This is a genomic window from Paenibacillus lignilyticus (assembly GCF_017942085.1).
Classification (GTDB): Bacteria; Bacillota; Bacilli; order Paenibacillales; family Paenibacillaceae; genus Paenibacillus_Z; species Paenibacillus_Z lignilyticus.
On record NZ_JAGKSP010000005.1, the window covers coordinates 84,874 to 98,786 of the forward strand.

Sequence of the window (13,913 nt, forward strand, 5' to 3'; positions counted from 1 at the left end):
TTGTCCGATTCGCGAAACTCCTTGATAATAAAGGTATACCACCGTCATCCACTATCGAGGAGTGAAATGTAAATGCTGAATGCGGAACAGTTGAAGCAGTATCATGAGCGGGGCTATGTCATCCTGGATCATCTATTCACAGCTGAAGAGATGGATAGAATTCGTGCCATTATCGACGTGTTTGATTGGGAAGGCGAAGAGGCTCTTAAGCAAGGTGCCAAAGGGTTTAACAACATTCCCAATCAAATCAATTTCACCTGTAATTTGGCCAGGCGGCATGAGGAGCTTGAGCAATTTATCGGCGATCAGCGGTTTGTCGATTTGACCACGAGCGTGCTGGGCGGAGACATTAGGCTGTATTGGGATCAATCCGTCTACAAACGTCCGGAGGCGAAGAAGGATTTCCCTTGGCATCAGGATAACGGCTATGTGCCGACGGATCCCGTTCATTATATGACCTGCTGGCTGGCGCTTGATGATGCGACGATTGAGAACGGTTGCATATGGATTCAACCGGGCTCCCATTTGCAAGGCTATGTGGAGCATGTGCTGACCGATACAGGCTGGCAGTGTTATTTTGGCGAAGATCCCGGTCAACCCGTTCCGCTCCCTAAGGGCAGCATGGTCATCTTTCATTCGCTCCTCTTTCACCGCAGCACACCGAATCAAAGCGACAATACGCGCAAAGCCTATGTCATTCAATATTCGGTTGAAGGCGCCAAGAACCCCGTGACCGGCAAAGTGTTCGACAACGGGCCGCTAATCGCTCAAGACGGCAGAGCGCTGATTACGAAATGAGTGCCGTAATCGTCGTTTGTTTGCGCAATTTGCAGGAAAATCGCCATGGTACGATGCTTGATCAGCTCGTCCAACAAGGCCATGATGTCTCGTTGACCCACTGCTTGAATCAATGCGTCGGCTGCAGAAGAGGGCCAGCTCTTTCGATCGATGGGGCATGGATCGGTGCCGCCGATGAAGCGGCGCTTCAGAACGAGGTTGACGCGAGGCTGCTGAAATAACGTTTCCAAACCATGCATGAGCTGGTGTAAACTAGAAGTATACTAGCTGTCAGGATTGGCGGGGAAACCGGTGGAAACCAGATCGCTTACTAGCACAAGCTTCGATCAGTGGCAGGTCAATGTCTACATGGTGGATGAAGGTAAATACGAGACGCTTAACCATCAGCGCATTATATATCCGAATTGGGTCATCAGCCATGTCCGGCAAGGCCGGGTGATCACAACGACGAATGGCGAACAGCACGAGGTACGTGAAGGAGGGGTCATGCTGCACCCTCCTTTTTTGCCGTTCTCGGAACGGGCGGAGCGGCCGGGTTTGCATGAATGGGTTTCGGTTCAGATTCAAACGAGCTATAACGTTGATTTGTTCCAGCTTTATCAAGTACAGCCCGTGGTGCAGCTGCTCGATGCAGACGCGTACAGTCAGGTGTTTCAATCGCTGCTTCGTTGTTGGAAGAGCAGTTCTTCCTTCCGCGATGTGTCCCTCGCAGCGGATATGCTTCGTTTGTCTGCGATGCTGCTCGAGAGCTGGGAAGCGCATGGCAGAATCGGACGCAGCGCAGCCTATTCCGCGAAGTATGACAGGTTCTTTCCAATCATTCGTTATATGGCGGATCATATGGCGATGAAGCTCTCGCGCGATATGCTGGCAGAGAAGGTTCATTTGAACACGAATTATTTGGACCGAGCCTTCCAAGAGGCCTACGGCATTAACCCGATGCAGATGCTCAGGCAGATGAGGCTGAACAAAGCGAAGCGTCTGCTGGAGACGACAGAGGAGCCGCTCAGCCAGCTGGCGCAATTATGCGGCTTAGGTGACGCTGCCTACTTGAACCGCCAATTCGTGAAAACTTTCGGCATGACACCGGGCAAATACAAGCAAATGATTCGTTCCGCGCAAACGAATTTTATGGCGGATAAGGAATAAGACGCGAAGAGCAAATGCTCCTGACTTTTGTTCATGCGGCACAAGTGGTACGATTACTAGGAAGAGTTTACAAGTTTGCAAAGTGGAAAGGGAGTGGCGAGTTCAATGGAGAAATCAGGAATCAAGGCGCTTCAGCTAAACATGCCGGTGAATGGAAATGACTTCGTAGTCCATGCTGCTATTGTGTGGGACGAGCAGGAGCTTATCCTCGTGGATACCGGAATTCCCGGACAAGTAGACGTGATTCGCGAAGCGATGGCTAAGGAAGGCTTCAATTTGGCTGATCTGACCAAAATCATCATCACGCACCAAGATCGTGATCATATCGGCTCGCTTCCGGAGCTGGTGGAATTGTTTGAAGGCCGCGTAGAAGTACTTGCACACGAAGTAGGGGTTCCATATATTGCCGGCGAAATTCCGCTGCTGAAGAGCAAAACATTGGTTCCTCCCGTTAAGGTCGATACCTTTCTGAACGATGGGGACCTGCTGCCCGTTGCCGGTGGTTTGCAAGTCATCTATACACCGGGACATTCGCCCGATCATATCGCGCTCTATCATAGTCCAAGCAAGACGCTGGTTACAGGCGATTCTTTGACTTCAAACGAAGGCGTATTGATGCCGCCTGCCGCAAATTTCACCCCGGATTGGGCGACGGCGATAGAGTCCGTTAAGAAATTCGGGAGACTTGATATAGCCTCAGTAATTACTTATCATGGCGGCGTTTGTACGGAGAATCTGCAAGAACGATTGGCAGATATCGTGAAATGAATCCACAAACGATCACGATCCTGATCGTCGTTGCCGGGTTAGTCATTTGGCGCAGAAGAAACAGCATGTATCGGCCTATTAAGGGAAACGGCAGAAGAATTTTGATTCCGCTCATCTTCTTATTACCTGCCTTCTCGTTATTGTTCAATCCGGAATTTCAGTTGCCGGCAAGTGAATGGGCTGCAGCGGTTGTTGCCGGTCTATTGCTCTCTATACCGCTGATTCTAACGACGAATTATGAAGTGCGCGGAGACGGCCAGATCTATGCGAAGAAAAGCATTGGGTTCATGATCTCATTTGTGGGCTTGCTGCTGCTTCGGCTTTTCATGCGTGACTACTTGTCCGATCTGGATCCGAATGAACTAAGTGCTATATTCATCCTGGTAGCAGTCGGTTATGTCATTCCTTGGCGCGTTGCAAGTTACATTAAATTTCGTACCGTGTATACGGGGAACATGCAAGTTGCCGAATAAGATGGAGGAGGCGTATCGGAATGAATCAAGAAGTTAGCAGCTTTATCGAGGAATTAAAACAACCATGGCAGGTGGAGGCTTGTAATCAACTGCGTGAGATGGTTCATCAGACAGTACCTTCGATCGATGAGCGTATCCAGTATAAAAAGCCGCATTTTCTAAAGGACGGCAAATACGCGGCAGTTATCAGCACGGCGAAAGATACCGTGACGTTCATGATTTTCAATACGACCAACCTTGATTTGTCGGAAGGGAAATTTGAAGGACCTGCGGAACGGAGATGGATGAAGTTTCGTGAAGGGGATCCGATTGATTTGCCCTTGCTTGCTAAGGTGCTTACCGAGGCTTCGAGCACATTATAATCGGGAGAGAGCGTGTACTCATCATGTATAAGGCCATATTGTTCGATCTGGACGGAACGCTTACCGATCCGAAGCAAGGGATAACCAGAGCGGTGCAGTATGCGCTGGCGAAATATGAGATCATCGTGGATGATTTAGATCAATTGGAGCCGTTTATCGGGCCGCCGCTTGCGAGCTCTTTCCAAGAACATTATGGATTCTCCGCTTCCGAAGCGCGAACGGCCGTGGATTACTATCGCGAATATTTCGCAGATAGAGGGATCTATGAGAATGAGGTGTATGGCGGAATTCGAGATTTGCTTGAACGGCTTGCAGAGCAGAAGCGAACTTTAATTCTCGCCACGTCCAAGCCGACCGTATTTGCCAAGAGAATACTATCCTATTTCCAAATGGACTCGTATTTCGATGTTATATGCGGAAGTAATCTCGATGGCACGATGTCGGATAAAGCGGACATTATCGCTCATATTCTACGTTCGCAGCAGCTTACGGCGGAATCCGCGGTTATGATTGGCGATCGCAAGCATGACTTGATCGGCGCTCAGCGTAACGGTGTTGACTCTATTGGAGTAGGGTACGGCTATGGAAGTGAAGAAGAATTGCGTGCGCAATCGCCTAAGTATTATGTGCGGAGCGTCCGGGAGCTGCAAGCGCTGTTCGAACCTGCAACAGCCGTCTAAGGCTCACGGCACGGCTGTCTCCATCATTCCATTAGCTTCACTGCTCTACATAACTCAACCAACTGGTGAACGCCTTGAAATTGATTCCGGATTCGAGCATGGATGCCTTGAATCGCCGTCTCTGTAAGCTTCACGGCTTGTTCAACGCTCTGGTGCTCTACGGCATGAACGATATCCTTCAAATTACGGAGTAGATAAACGGTGCTTCTCAGCGTCCTAATAATGAGGATTTGCCGGATATGAAGCGGGGTGTACAGCCGGTAGCCATTGTCGGAGCCGCGTAACGGTGTAAGGAGCTCTTCCTTCTCCCAGTGACGAAGAGCGGATGTTGTGACCCCGGCTATAGCAGCGGCTTCTCCTATCGATATCGGTTGTTTCTTCTTCGTATCCGCGACAGCCGGAAGCTCCAACCGGCGAAGCAGTTCCATGGTTTGATCTGCTGCTTGCTTATCCTGCTGCAAGAGTGCTTGCTCCTTGTTCACCAGCCAGAAGGCAGCATTCATCTCGCCCGCCTGAATGTGACGGAGCACCTCGCAGGTGACGGCAACGCCGAATCCGGCAAACATCGTACGCAAGCATCGAAAATAAGCTAAATGGATATCGGTATAGAGGCGGTAGCCATTAGCGCCGCGTTCCGGTGCCGGAACAACACCCCAAGACTCATAGTGCCGCAACGCGCTTGTACTTAGGTTGAGAGCTCTGGCAATTTCGATTGGCTTGTATGTTCGTTGCATCCCTACACCTCGATTCGAAACGGATCGTTAATGATTCATATTATCAGATGCTTAGCATGCTGGCAATTGCCTGCACGGTCGCCTGAACTCGCGATCGTGCAGGTTTTTTTTATTACCCGCCAATCACATATGTAAAAATTTTTATATGAAATCTATTGACGCCAGCCTGCATTGTGTAGTATTTTCTTAAAGTCCTAATATCTTATTGAGTAAGATAATGAATAGGTAAGCAACTGATTGAGGGAAGTAACGCATGGTTCAGAGCGAAAGGAGGATGATGACCATTTCAAGCGGAGATAAACTTGCTGAGCTTCAGCTTCTCATGGAACGTTTTGCGCAGCGAGCAAGGAATCAGATCAAGATGCTTGAAAATCCGTTTAACCTCGCGAACGGGCATGTTTTCGTTTTGATGTACCTAAGACGTACGGAAATGTGCCGGGTGAATGATGTCGTGAAGCTCCTAGGCATAACATCAGGCGCTGCTACGGGATTGACGGATAAGCTTGTTGCACTTGGCCTCATTGAACGGACAAAACCGGAGGATGACCGCAGAGTCGTGCAATTAAGCTTAACGGAGAAAGGCAAGGAAACCGTTGAACTCATCCGTAAACAGCGAATGGAATGGTTTACCAGCTTGGTCGGACAGTTGGATGAGGATCAGGTAGATCTGATCACGGAGGCATTTAAACTACTCTTGCAAACACTTGAGGAAAAATGACAGAAGGAAGTGGAATGATGACAAATTTAAGTCCAAGACAGCTTCGCTGGATCGTGACGGGACTGATGCTCGGCTTGCTGCTCGGGTCGCTCGATCAAACGATCGTCTCGACGGCGATGCCGCATGTAATTGCAGAGCTCGACGGTTTCAGTCTGTATAGCTGGGTATTTACGATTTATATGTTAACTTCGACAACGGCTGTTCCGATATTCGGGAAGCTTGCCGATTTGTTCGGCAGAAGACTTGTTTATTTGATCGGGATGGGGTTATTCCTAGTAGGATCGGCGCTTTGCGGTCTGTCCCACAATATGACGGAGCTCATCATCTTCCGCGCGATTCAAGGTATCGGTGCAGGTGCGCTTATGCCGATCGCGATGACGATTATCGGTGATATCTTCCCGCCGGATCGTCGCGGTAAGATGCAAGGTATTTTCGGCGCGGTATTCGGCTTGTCCAGCGTTCTCGGTCCCGCAGTCGGCGGATTTATCGTTGACCATATCGCTTGGCAGTGGATCTTCTATATCAATCTGCCATTTGGCATATTCGCAGCTATCATTCTATCTATGGCATTGAAGGAATCGAAGAGCTCGGAGAAAAAATCGATCGACTGGGGCGGCGCATCGACGCTTACAGGTGCGGTTGTAGCCTTCTTGCTCGCCATTGAGATGGGCGGAAGCGGTCAATCCGAAGGCGGCATTAAACATTACGCATGGGATTCGCCACAAATTCTTGGTTTGTTCGGAGCGAGCCTGCTGCTCATCCTGATCTTCATATGGATCGAGTCCAAAGTGAAGGAGCCGATCATTCCGCTTAAGTTGTTTAAGCTCCAAGCGATATCGGTTTCCAGTATTGTCGGCTTCATGATGGGGATGGGGATGTTCGGTGCGATTACGTACATTCCGCTCTATTCTCAAGCGGTTATCGGTACGTCCGCATCGAATTCCGGCTATATTCTTACGCCGCTCATGTTATCCCTTATTCTATCCAGCATTATCGGCGGGATACTGATTAAGAAGCTGAGCTACCGTACAATCGTTATGACTGCGATGGCGATTATGACGGTCGGTTACCTATTCATGTCCCAAATGGACGTGAATACGACCAGTCTCGAACTGATCCTGTACATGATTATTATCGGTTTCGGTATGGGAGCTCTTATGCCTGTACTCACCATCGCGGCTCAAAGCGCGGTTGGCCATGAATTACGTGGCGTTGCCACTTCTACTACGCAATTCACTCGCTCCATTGGCGGTACGGTTGGTGTTGCGATCATGGGCGTTATTATGACGAACAACATGACGAGCGGGATCAAAGATATTCAAGGTAATTTCACGGATATCCCGGCAGATAAGCTAGGCCAGTTTGCCAATCCGCAATCCTTGCTCCAGCCTGAAGTGAAAGCGCAAATTCCGGATAAGCTGCTTGCGGCTTTGCAAGGGATTCTGAGCGATGCGATTACATCGGTGTTCGTAATCGGTATCGTGGTGGTCTTGATCGGTTTGGTTGCGGCAATCTTCTTCGGCAAGCTTCGTATGCCCAGAAGCGAAGAAGGCAAAGAAGCATTTAAAGCTGCTGCGGCAGATATGCATTAAAGACTTGGAGTGGACAGCGATAGGGCTGTCCGCTTTTTTATTGAAATCGAATTCAGACGCAGTTCAAAGGTCAATCTAGAAGCAATGAGTAAATAAGCGTATTCAACTGAAAAGAATATAGGAGTGATGAAACTTTGGGGAGTAATAAATCCAGAGTAATCTTTTATGGGTGGTTAGCGCTTAGCATTGCGCTTGCTTGTACGGTCTTCTTCCAGTTTACAGCGTTGACCGATCAGCATAACAAGCAGCAAGAGATCCAGGCACTCTATGAAGAGAAAACGAATGATTATTTTCTGGAAATGCTTGCAAACTTGAATTCTTTTCGGCCGTTAGTGAAATCCTTGACCGAAATTTCAGCAATCCATGATATGAAAGATCGCATTCATAACCAGAAGGTACTCGATCTCGCCAAAGAACAGGCCAGCCAAGTGACCAATCAACTGATACTGTTGATTCAGGCTGCGGATCTCAAAGAGCAGGACCAGGAACTTCGACATCGAGTCAATAACCTGATTATGACTTCTCAGCAGCAGGAGGATGTAGCATTTCTGGCTTTTCAAGCCGATCTCTGGAGAACCGTTTATAACACGAGCTCGAGGTACTGGTTAGCCAAGCCTCAGGTAATTGATCGCGTTTCACTCGAAGCAAATCGTGATGCCGCTGTTGAGATGGCTAATCTTGATAAGACCATGCAGCAATTCAAAGAACGGGCGAACGAGATGAGGAAGAGCGATCGGTACTTGGGCATGCAATTGGATTTCATTACGTTATTAAAGAAAGACCTGTTGAAAGCTCTTGTCCCTCATTTGAAGAAGTTGACTGCTATTAATGAGTCCTTCAACAAACGCGAGACAGTGGGTTGAAATCTTACAGTGGAAAAAAAATCCATACAAACCCTGCCGAAGCTGATATAATACGGCTTATTACCATTTTCCCAATGAGGTGAGCAAATTGTACATACCGAAACCGAAAGCAGGAGAATATAATTCCGTATGGGACACTTATTTTGCAACGGTCGATGAAGGCGACATCCATCAGCTTCTCATAAGTCAAGGCAAACAAATATGCGATCTGTACAGTTCGCTGACAGAAGAACAAAGTCTGTATCGGTACGCGGAAGGCAAGTGGAGTCTCAAAGACGTGCTGGGTCATATTATCGATACCGAGCGGCTTATGACATATCGGATTCTGGTTGCAGGCAGAGGCGATTTGACGCCGTTGCCAAGGCACGCTGATGTGTATGTGAGCTTGACTAATTTTGATCGTCGTCCGCTGCAAGATTTAATCGAGGAGTACCGGATTGTGCGGGCCTCATCCGCATCGCTAATCCATGGTTTGACTGAAGCGGAAATCAACCAATTCTGTATCCTAAATGAAGTGAAGACGTCGGCTGCTGCCGGTGCGTACTTCGTCCTTGGACATGCACAGCATCATATGAACGTTGTCCACGAGCGATATTTGCCTCGGTTAACTTAATGTACGAAGCCGCGAGCGATATTCGCGGCTTTTTATTTTCAGGTATGCCGGCCCGATGATGTTCGCTTTTGAAGACAGGATTTACGAACACTTTGGCGAATTAGTAAGAGGTGTATATAGTAAATTACTGTCATAAAGGAGCGTCGTCAAATGCAGAAACTGTTTGAATACAATTGGCAGGTCCGTCAGGACTGGTTAGCTTGGTGCGAGAACGTATCTGAAGAGGAATTGCTTAAGAAACGTGTTGGAGGAATGGGCAGTATTCTTTATACCTTGTTTCATATTATCGATGTTGAATTTAGTTGGATTAACTGCTTGCAAGGAAATGGTGAACCGCCGATACCGCCTTTCGAAGAATTTGCGTCTATTCATAAAATAAGAGAATTTTCGGAGCAATGCCATTCTGCTATCGCCCCCTTCGTATATGACTGGAACGACAGCTTGGAAGAAAAATTTCTGACCGATATCAATAATGAAGGCGAAACAGAGCGCTTTAAATACGGTGAAATCATGCGGCATGTCATTGCTCATGAAATTCATCATATCGGACAATTGTCGATTTGGTCGCGTGAGCTGGGATTAAAGCCGATTACCGCCAATCTCATCCGAAGAGGATTGTTCGATTAATTATCGGGGAGCGAATCAAGATGCCGAAGGATATTTGGATCAACTTGCCGGTTAAGGATGTTCGCAAGTCGAGCGCGTTTTTCCGGGAAATTGGCTTTACATTAAATAAACAGTTCGAAGGTCAAGAGGATAAAGCAGGGCTGATCATCGGCGAGAAGAATGTTGCCGTGATGCTGTTCCCCGAAGACACGTTCCGCAATTTTACAAGCAGTCCAATCGCAAATGCAGGTGAAGCATCGGAAGTATTGCTCTCGATCGGCGCAGACAGCAAGGAAGAAGTAGACGAGCTGCTCGTCAAGGTCGCTGCCGCCGGCGGTACGATCTATAGCAAACCCCATGATGCCGGTTGGATGTATGGCGCCGGTTTCGCGGATTTGGACGGACATAAATGGAATGTGCTCTATATGGATTTCAGCAAATTGAACGGCTAGCCGCATGCCCGAGGAGAGTTGCTTAAGATGGCCAATAGCAGATTGAATCATAAAGCGGATGTGTTCATAAGCAGTTCCAAGCAGTGGCGTGAAGAATATGAGGAATTAAGAAATATCGTGCTGGATTGCGAGCTGACCGAAGACTTCAAATGGATGCATCCTTGTTATACCTTTCAGGGCAAAAACGTCGTATTAATCCATGGGTTCAAAGAATACTGCGCGCTGCTTTTTCACAAAGGCGCTCTGTTAAAGGATCCGCAAGGCATTCTCGTTCAGCAAACGGAGAATGTGCAGGCGGCACGCCAGATTCGGTTCACGAGCGTGCAGCAAATCGTGGCGATGGAAGCTACGTTGAAGGCCTATATTCGCGAAGCCATTGAGGTTGAAAAGTCCGGCTTGGAAGTGACCTTTAAGAAAAATACCGAATACACGGTTCCTGAAGAGTTTCGATCCAAGCTCGATGAAGTCCCGGCATTGAAAACAGCATTCGAAGCCTTGACTCCGGGACGACAACGCGCTTATCTACTCCATTTCTCTGAACCTAAACAATCCAAAACACGAGTGGCACGGGTTGAAAAATACACGCAGCACATTCTTAGCGGCAAAGGATTAAATGATTAGTTCACTTCTTCCAAGAGCTGCTTAATCAGTCGTTTCGGTGCAGCGTGCAAATACGCTTCCTTCAGCAGAATGCCCATTTGCTCCCAATCTGAAGGAGCATTCACGCCGACCCAGCCGCGGTGCCCGATATACTTCGGTTTGAAGAATTGCTCTTGCTGCAAAATTATTTCTTGATTCTCCAGATCAGACTTAAAGGTCATGCCATAATCGCTCATGATAATAAACGATTTGTCTTTGACTTTAAATGTCGTATGACCGTGTCCGTCGATGATCTCGGTTGTTTCGGGAAGGCTGCTGCAAATTTTTCTAACCTGCTCGAGCATGTGAATGCCTTCCGGTGTTTGCATCCCAATTGGATGGTTCATGCTGTTGTCCTCCTTATGTAATGACCGGCTGTCTGCACCTTCCAGACAAGCACTTCATTCTCCTTATATAAACATGACAGGAAAGAGTTCGCATTTCAAGCAGATCATGCTGGGTGCAACCTTTTGATAAGCAATCCAGTCCATATAAGTGAAGTGCAGCTTGACTAATAAGGAGGTTAGAGAATGAAAACATCCGTTCTCTTTATGTGTCTGCTTAGTGGAGTCGTCATGGCAGCCGGCGTATGGAGCTATATAGTCGTTCAAACGATCTAAGTGGATTTCAATTTCATTACTTTTATAGATATAGCAAGTGATAGATATAGCAAGTGAAGAGAAGGTGGCTAGTCTGCAATTGTCGACCAGATGGCGAGTGATTCGTGCTTCAACCATTCTGCTGGGAATCGTCGTGATTCTTGGCGGAATGGTACTCTTGCTGGTGCATGCATTGGATGCGCATCACACCCCGAGAGTGGTTCGATATCCTGCGCATGAGTATCTCTATATGGAGCGGGAAGCATCGAACGGTTTCAAGCTTCATGTGCTGCAAACGCAGCCATCGAATATTACCTTCGAAACGATACGCAATAATCTTTCGTTATCCGATTATTACGGCATTAACGGTGGATTTTTCTACGAATCCGCACTGCTCAGCATGGCGGTTGTGAACGGGAATCCCGTGGCGGGGGCACCCAATCATTACGGCTCCGGCTCGGAAAATGCCAAGTACCCGCGCGGCACGCTTGTGTGGGATGAAATCGCCAATAAATTAAGCGTACAGGTTGTTTCTACCGTTTCTGAGCTGCAAGTAAGGGATCGCGCACATTTCTGGGCGCAGGGCGGAATCAGCATGAGCCTTGGACTAGATGAGGAGTGGCTGATGAGAGCGCAGCTTGAGAACGCGCCTAATATGGACGAGGATAGGCTTCGAACCGCAGCCGTTTACGACAACTCCGGGAGGCTGTACTTAGTCGTAAGCAGTACGAAGGGGACACTTGAAGCGTTTCGAACGGCGATAATCGAGCAAGTCGGAGCAGGTCAGCTGGCTGACGGGATATTTCTCGACGGGGACGGTTCCTCCCAGATGCAGGTTGCCGAAACGGTGCTGCCGGGCGACAATAGGCCGGTCGTACAGATGATTCGGCTGATTCATTGAGTAATTTCCGAACATTTTACACTTACATAACGCTTCAAATTGTGTTAATCTAGTAGCTATTATTGCTTTATTGCAAAAAAGCGTCAAAGCGCGAAACCGCCGGATTGCGACGCTGCTAAGCGACTAAGGAGAGACAATAAATGACTACCGGATTAGATGAACTTAGACAAAACATTGATAGCATCGATAATGAGCTGGTTGCGCTGCTTGCTAAGCGATTCCAACTAACGGAAGAAGTAGGGCACTACAAAGCGATCCACAATCTACAAGCTCAAGATGCGAGCCGTGAAGCGAAGCAGTTTCTCAAAATCGTACAATTGTCGGAAGCGCACGGACTAAACGCTGCCTATGCAACAGCTATATTCAGATGTGTGATGGATCAAGTGATCGCGAGGCACGAAGAGTTGAGAAACGTGAGTGTGCCTCGGTAACGGAATCGCAGTAACGGAGATTCAAATGCAGCTTGAAGGAAAGACGCCGCAGAAATGGAGGCGTCTTTTTCTTGTTTTCGGAGAGGTTGGCATGGAAATTGCTCATTCAGCTGGCAGAGGGAAATGCAGGAGACCAGTTCGCGCGGAGGCGCGGAAGGAGCGCGTAGAATGAAGAAGCATAGAGCTTACGTATCCGTTACGGCACCATTTCCAGGACCTAAGGCGAGAGCGCTGCTGGAGAAGCGAAAGCAATATGTACCGCTGGGCATCGGCAATACGACGCCGATCTTTGTGCAGCAGGCCGGCGGCGCACAGGTGACAGACGTGGACGGCAACGTATTCCTTGATTTTGCCGGTGCGATCGGTACACTTAATGTCGGGCATTGTCCGCCCGAGGTTGTCGATGCTGTACAGAAACAAGCCTCACAGTATATCCATACCAGCTTTCATGTGGCCATGTATGAACCCTATGTCCGGCTGGCGGAGAAATTAGCGGAGATTACTCCGGGTGATTATCCGAAGAAAACCATTCTGCTGAACAGCGGTGCCGAGGCGGTAGAGAACGCCGTTAAGATTGCACGGAAGTTCACGGGAAAGCCCGGCATCGTGTCATTCACGCGCGGCTTTCATGGACGTACTTTGCTCGGCATGTCGCTTACCAGTAAAGTAAGACCGTACAAATATCGGATGGGGCCGTTTGCGCCTGCAACTTATAAAGCTATGTATCCCTATCCGCTGCATAGGCCCGAGGGAATGACGGAAGACCAGTATGCTGCTTTCTGCGTGGCACAATTCGAGGACTTTCTATTGACGGAAGCCGCTCCCGAAGAGCTGGCAGCCGTTATTATGGAACCGGTGCAGGGCGAGGGAGGCTTCATCGTTCCGCCTGTTTCGTTCGTGAAAGGCATCTATGAGGTATGCCGAAGAAATCAGATTCTGTTTATCTGTGATGAAATTCAAACCGGCTTCGGTCGAACGGGAACGATGTTTGCTTCGAGCTATTTTGGCATCGAGCCCGATCTGATTACGATGTCCAAATCTCTCGCTGCGGGCATACCGCTCAGCGCCGTTACCGGGCGTTCAGCGATTATGGATGCCCCGGCTCCGGGCGAAATCGGCGGCACGTACGGTGGCAGTCCGATCGGATGCGCAGCGGCGCTTGCCGTGATCGAGAAGATAGAGAGAGAGCAGCTCTGTGATCGCGCGCTGGCAATCGGAAGCCGAATCATCGATTGCTTCACAGCACTTCAAGAACGAGTTCCTGTTATAGCGGAAGTGCGCGGCCTGGGCGCGATGTGCGGTGTTGAATTTATCGATCCTTCGTCCAAGAAGCCGATGAAGGAATTTACGGCGAAGGTCATTCAGGCTTCCTATGAAGCAGGCGTCATCTTACTGAGTGCGGGCATTTACGGCAATGTGGTTCGTTTCTTGGCGCCGCTGGTTATAACGGATGAACAGCTGCAAGAGGGGCTGGACATCCTAAGCGAAATTGTGCTTCAACTCTATTCGAAGGAACATCTAAGCAAATAAAGGAG

Annotated in this window: 19 protein-coding genes; 17 read left to right on the forward strand and 2 right to left on the reverse strand. The window is 48.7% G+C overall.

Features of this window, described 5'->3' with window-relative positions:
* Window positions 1-72 precede the first annotated feature (72 nt).
* The 7 genes from I8J30_RS14325 (at window position 73) to I8J30_RS14355 (ending at window position 4,230) form a co-directional block, all read left to right on the forward strand.
* Window positions 73-798 carry a phytanoyl-CoA dioxygenase family protein gene (locus I8J30_RS14325; protein ID WP_210658724.1) on the forward strand — a complete coding sequence of 242 codons (726 nt, stop codon included), beginning with the start codon at window positions 73-75 and terminating at the stop codon, window positions 796-798.
* Complete coding sequence (locus I8J30_RS14330) at window positions 795-1,019, forward strand: DUF1450 domain-containing protein (RefSeq protein ID WP_210658726.1); 225 nt, start codon at window positions 795-797, stop codon at window positions 1,017-1,019. The genes I8J30_RS14325 and I8J30_RS14330 overlap by 4 nt, the downstream gene beginning before the upstream one ends.
* Window positions 1,020-1,089: 70 nt before the next feature.
* Window positions 1,090-1,947: an AraC family transcriptional regulator gene (locus I8J30_RS34000; RefSeq protein WP_210658728.1), complete on the forward strand. Its 858-nt coding sequence runs from the start codon at window positions 1,090-1,092 to the stop codon at window positions 1,945-1,947.
* 105 nt (window positions 1,948-2,052) lie between these two features.
* Entirely contained in the window at window positions 2,053-2,715 is a 663-nt protein-coding gene (locus I8J30_RS14340) for an MBL fold metallo-hydrolase (protein WP_210658730.1), read from the forward strand.
* The gene (locus tag I8J30_RS14345; protein WP_210658732.1) at window positions 2,712-3,188 is read left to right on the forward strand and encodes a cytochrome c biogenesis protein CcdC; all 477 of its coding nucleotides are present in this window, start codon (window positions 2,712-2,714) and stop codon (window positions 3,186-3,188) included. The genes I8J30_RS14340 and I8J30_RS14345 overlap by 4 nt, the downstream gene beginning before the upstream one ends.
* A 20-nt stretch (window positions 3,189-3,208) precedes the next feature.
* Window positions 3,209-3,550, forward strand: coding sequence for a DUF1801 domain-containing protein (locus tag I8J30_RS14350; RefSeq protein ID WP_210658734.1), 342 nt, complete (start codon window positions 3,209-3,211; stop codon window positions 3,548-3,550).
* Between the two features lie 23 nt (window positions 3,551-3,573).
* Window positions 3,574-4,230 carry an HAD family hydrolase gene (locus I8J30_RS14355; protein WP_210658736.1) on the forward strand — a complete coding sequence of 219 codons (657 nt, stop codon included), beginning with the start codon at window positions 3,574-3,576 and terminating at the stop codon, window positions 4,228-4,230.
* 23 nt (window positions 4,231-4,253) lie between these two features.
* Here I8J30_RS14355 and I8J30_RS14360 read toward each other — a convergent pair whose 3' ends face one another.
* Window positions 4,254-4,964, reverse strand: a complete 711-nt coding sequence (locus I8J30_RS14360; RefSeq protein WP_210658738.1) for a MerR family DNA-binding transcriptional regulator — start codon at window positions 4,962-4,964, stop codon at window positions 4,254-4,256.
* A gap of 274 nt (window positions 4,965-5,238) precedes the next feature.
* Between I8J30_RS14360 and I8J30_RS14365 the strand changes: the two genes are divergently transcribed.
* The 7 genes from I8J30_RS14365 (at window position 5,239) to I8J30_RS14395 (ending at window position 10,429) form a co-directional block, all read left to right on the forward strand.
* Window positions 5,239-5,682 (forward strand): MarR family winged helix-turn-helix transcriptional regulator, encoded by a 444-nt coding sequence (locus I8J30_RS14365; protein ID WP_210658740.1) that lies wholly within the window; start codon window positions 5,239-5,241, stop codon window positions 5,680-5,682.
* A gap of 14 nt (window positions 5,683-5,696) precedes the next feature.
* Window positions 5,697-7,274: an MDR family MFS transporter gene (locus tag I8J30_RS14370; RefSeq protein ID WP_240548077.1), complete on the forward strand. Its 1,578-nt coding sequence runs from the start codon at window positions 5,697-5,699 to the stop codon at window positions 7,272-7,274.
* Between the two features lie 134 nt (window positions 7,275-7,408).
* The gene (locus I8J30_RS14375; RefSeq protein ID WP_210658742.1) at window positions 7,409-8,137 is read left to right on the forward strand and encodes a hypothetical protein; all 729 of its coding nucleotides are present in this window, start codon (window positions 7,409-7,411) and stop codon (window positions 8,135-8,137) included.
* A gap of 88 nt (window positions 8,138-8,225) precedes the next feature.
* Window positions 8,226-8,750: a DinB family protein gene (locus I8J30_RS14380; RefSeq protein WP_210658744.1), complete on the forward strand. Its 525-nt coding sequence runs from the start codon at window positions 8,226-8,228 to the stop codon at window positions 8,748-8,750.
* Window positions 8,751-8,900: 150 nt separating this feature from the next.
* Window positions 8,901-9,377, forward strand: a complete 477-nt coding sequence (locus tag I8J30_RS14385; protein ID WP_210658746.1) for a DinB family protein — start codon at window positions 8,901-8,903, stop codon at window positions 9,375-9,377.
* Window positions 9,378-9,397: 20 nt separating this feature from the next.
* Window positions 9,398-9,808, forward strand: a complete 411-nt coding sequence (locus I8J30_RS14390) for a VOC family protein (RefSeq protein WP_210658748.1) — start codon at window positions 9,398-9,400, stop codon at window positions 9,806-9,808.
* A 27-nt stretch (window positions 9,809-9,835) separates the two neighbouring features.
* The gene (locus I8J30_RS14395; RefSeq protein WP_210658750.1) at window positions 9,836-10,429 is read left to right on the forward strand and encodes a YdeI/OmpD-associated family protein; all 594 of its coding nucleotides are present in this window, start codon (window positions 9,836-9,838) and stop codon (window positions 10,427-10,429) included.
* On the opposite strand, the gene I8J30_RS14400 is transcribed toward I8J30_RS14395, so the two are convergent.
* On the reverse strand, window positions 10,426-10,794 hold the full coding sequence (locus I8J30_RS14400; RefSeq protein WP_240548078.1) for an MmcQ/YjbR family DNA-binding protein: 369 nt from the start codon (window positions 10,792-10,794) through the stop codon (window positions 10,426-10,428). The genes I8J30_RS14395 and I8J30_RS14400 overlap by 4 nt on opposite strands.
* A 352-nt stretch (window positions 10,795-11,146) precedes the next feature.
* On the opposite strand from I8J30_RS14400, the gene I8J30_RS14405 reads away from it, so the two are divergent.
* The 3 genes from I8J30_RS14405 to gabT all read left to right on the forward strand — a co-directional run bounded on the left by I8J30_RS14405 (window position 11,147) and on the right by gabT (window position 13,908).
* Window positions 11,147-11,947, forward strand: coding sequence for a phosphodiester glycosidase family protein (locus I8J30_RS14405; protein WP_210658752.1), 801 nt, complete (start codon window positions 11,147-11,149; stop codon window positions 11,945-11,947).
* 140 nt (window positions 11,948-12,087) lie between these two features.
* Window positions 12,088-12,378 carry a chorismate mutase gene (locus I8J30_RS14410; protein ID WP_210658754.1) on the forward strand — a complete coding sequence of 97 codons (291 nt, stop codon included), beginning with the start codon at window positions 12,088-12,090 and terminating at the stop codon, window positions 12,376-12,378.
* Window positions 12,379-12,546: 168 nt separating this feature from the next.
* Window positions 12,547-13,908, forward strand: a complete 1,362-nt coding sequence (gene gabT, locus I8J30_RS14415; RefSeq protein ID WP_210658756.1) for a 4-aminobutyrate--2-oxoglutarate transaminase — start codon at window positions 12,547-12,549, stop codon at window positions 13,906-13,908.
* The last annotated feature ends 5 nt before the right edge of the window (window positions 13,909-13,913 follow it).

Coding starts and splice junctions, on each gene's coding strand:
- I8J30_RS14345 (WP_210658732.1), top strand. CDS start 2,712: ATGAATCCACAAACGATCACGATCCTGATCGTCGTTGCCGGGTTAGTC.
- I8J30_RS14355 (WP_210658736.1), top strand. CDS start 3,574: ATGTATAAGGCCATATTGTTCGATCTGGACGGAACGCTTACCGATCCG.
- I8J30_RS14410 (WP_210658754.1), top strand. CDS start 12,088: ATGACTACCGGATTAGATGAACTTAGACAAAACATTGATAGCATCGAT.
- gabT (WP_210658756.1), top strand. CDS start 12,547: ATGAAGAAGCATAGAGCTTACGTATCCGTTACGGCACCATTTCCAGGA.
- I8J30_RS14395 (WP_210658750.1), top strand. CDS start 9,836: ATGGCCAATAGCAGATTGAATCATAAAGCGGATGTGTTCATAAGCAGT.
- I8J30_RS14340 (WP_210658730.1), top strand. CDS start 2,053: ATGGAGAAATCAGGAATCAAGGCGCTTCAGCTAAACATGCCGGTGAAT.
- I8J30_RS14400 (WP_240548078.1), bottom strand. CDS start 10,794: ATGAACCATCCAATTGGGATGCAAACACCGGAAGGCATTCACATGCTC.
- I8J30_RS14330 (WP_210658726.1), top strand. CDS start 795: ATGAGTGCCGTAATCGTCGTTTGTTTGCGCAATTTGCAGGAAAATCGC.
- I8J30_RS14370 (WP_240548077.1), top strand. CDS start 5,697: ATGATGACAAATTTAAGTCCAAGACAGCTTCGCTGGATCGTGACGGGA.
- I8J30_RS14365 (WP_210658740.1), top strand. CDS start 5,239: ATGATGACCATTTCAAGCGGAGATAAACTTGCTGAGCTTCAGCTTCTC.
- I8J30_RS14385 (WP_210658746.1), top strand. CDS start 8,901: ATGCAGAAACTGTTTGAATACAATTGGCAGGTCCGTCAGGACTGGTTA.
- I8J30_RS14325 (WP_210658724.1), top strand. CDS start 73: ATGCTGAATGCGGAACAGTTGAAGCAGTATCATGAGCGGGGCTATGTC.
- I8J30_RS14390 (WP_210658748.1), top strand. CDS start 9,398: ATGCCGAAGGATATTTGGATCAACTTGCCGGTTAAGGATGTTCGCAAG.
- I8J30_RS14360 (WP_210658738.1), bottom strand. CDS start 4,964: ATGCAACGAACATACAAGCCAATCGAAATTGCCAGAGCTCTCAACCTA.
- I8J30_RS14350 (WP_210658734.1), top strand. CDS start 3,209: ATGAATCAAGAAGTTAGCAGCTTTATCGAGGAATTAAAACAACCATGG.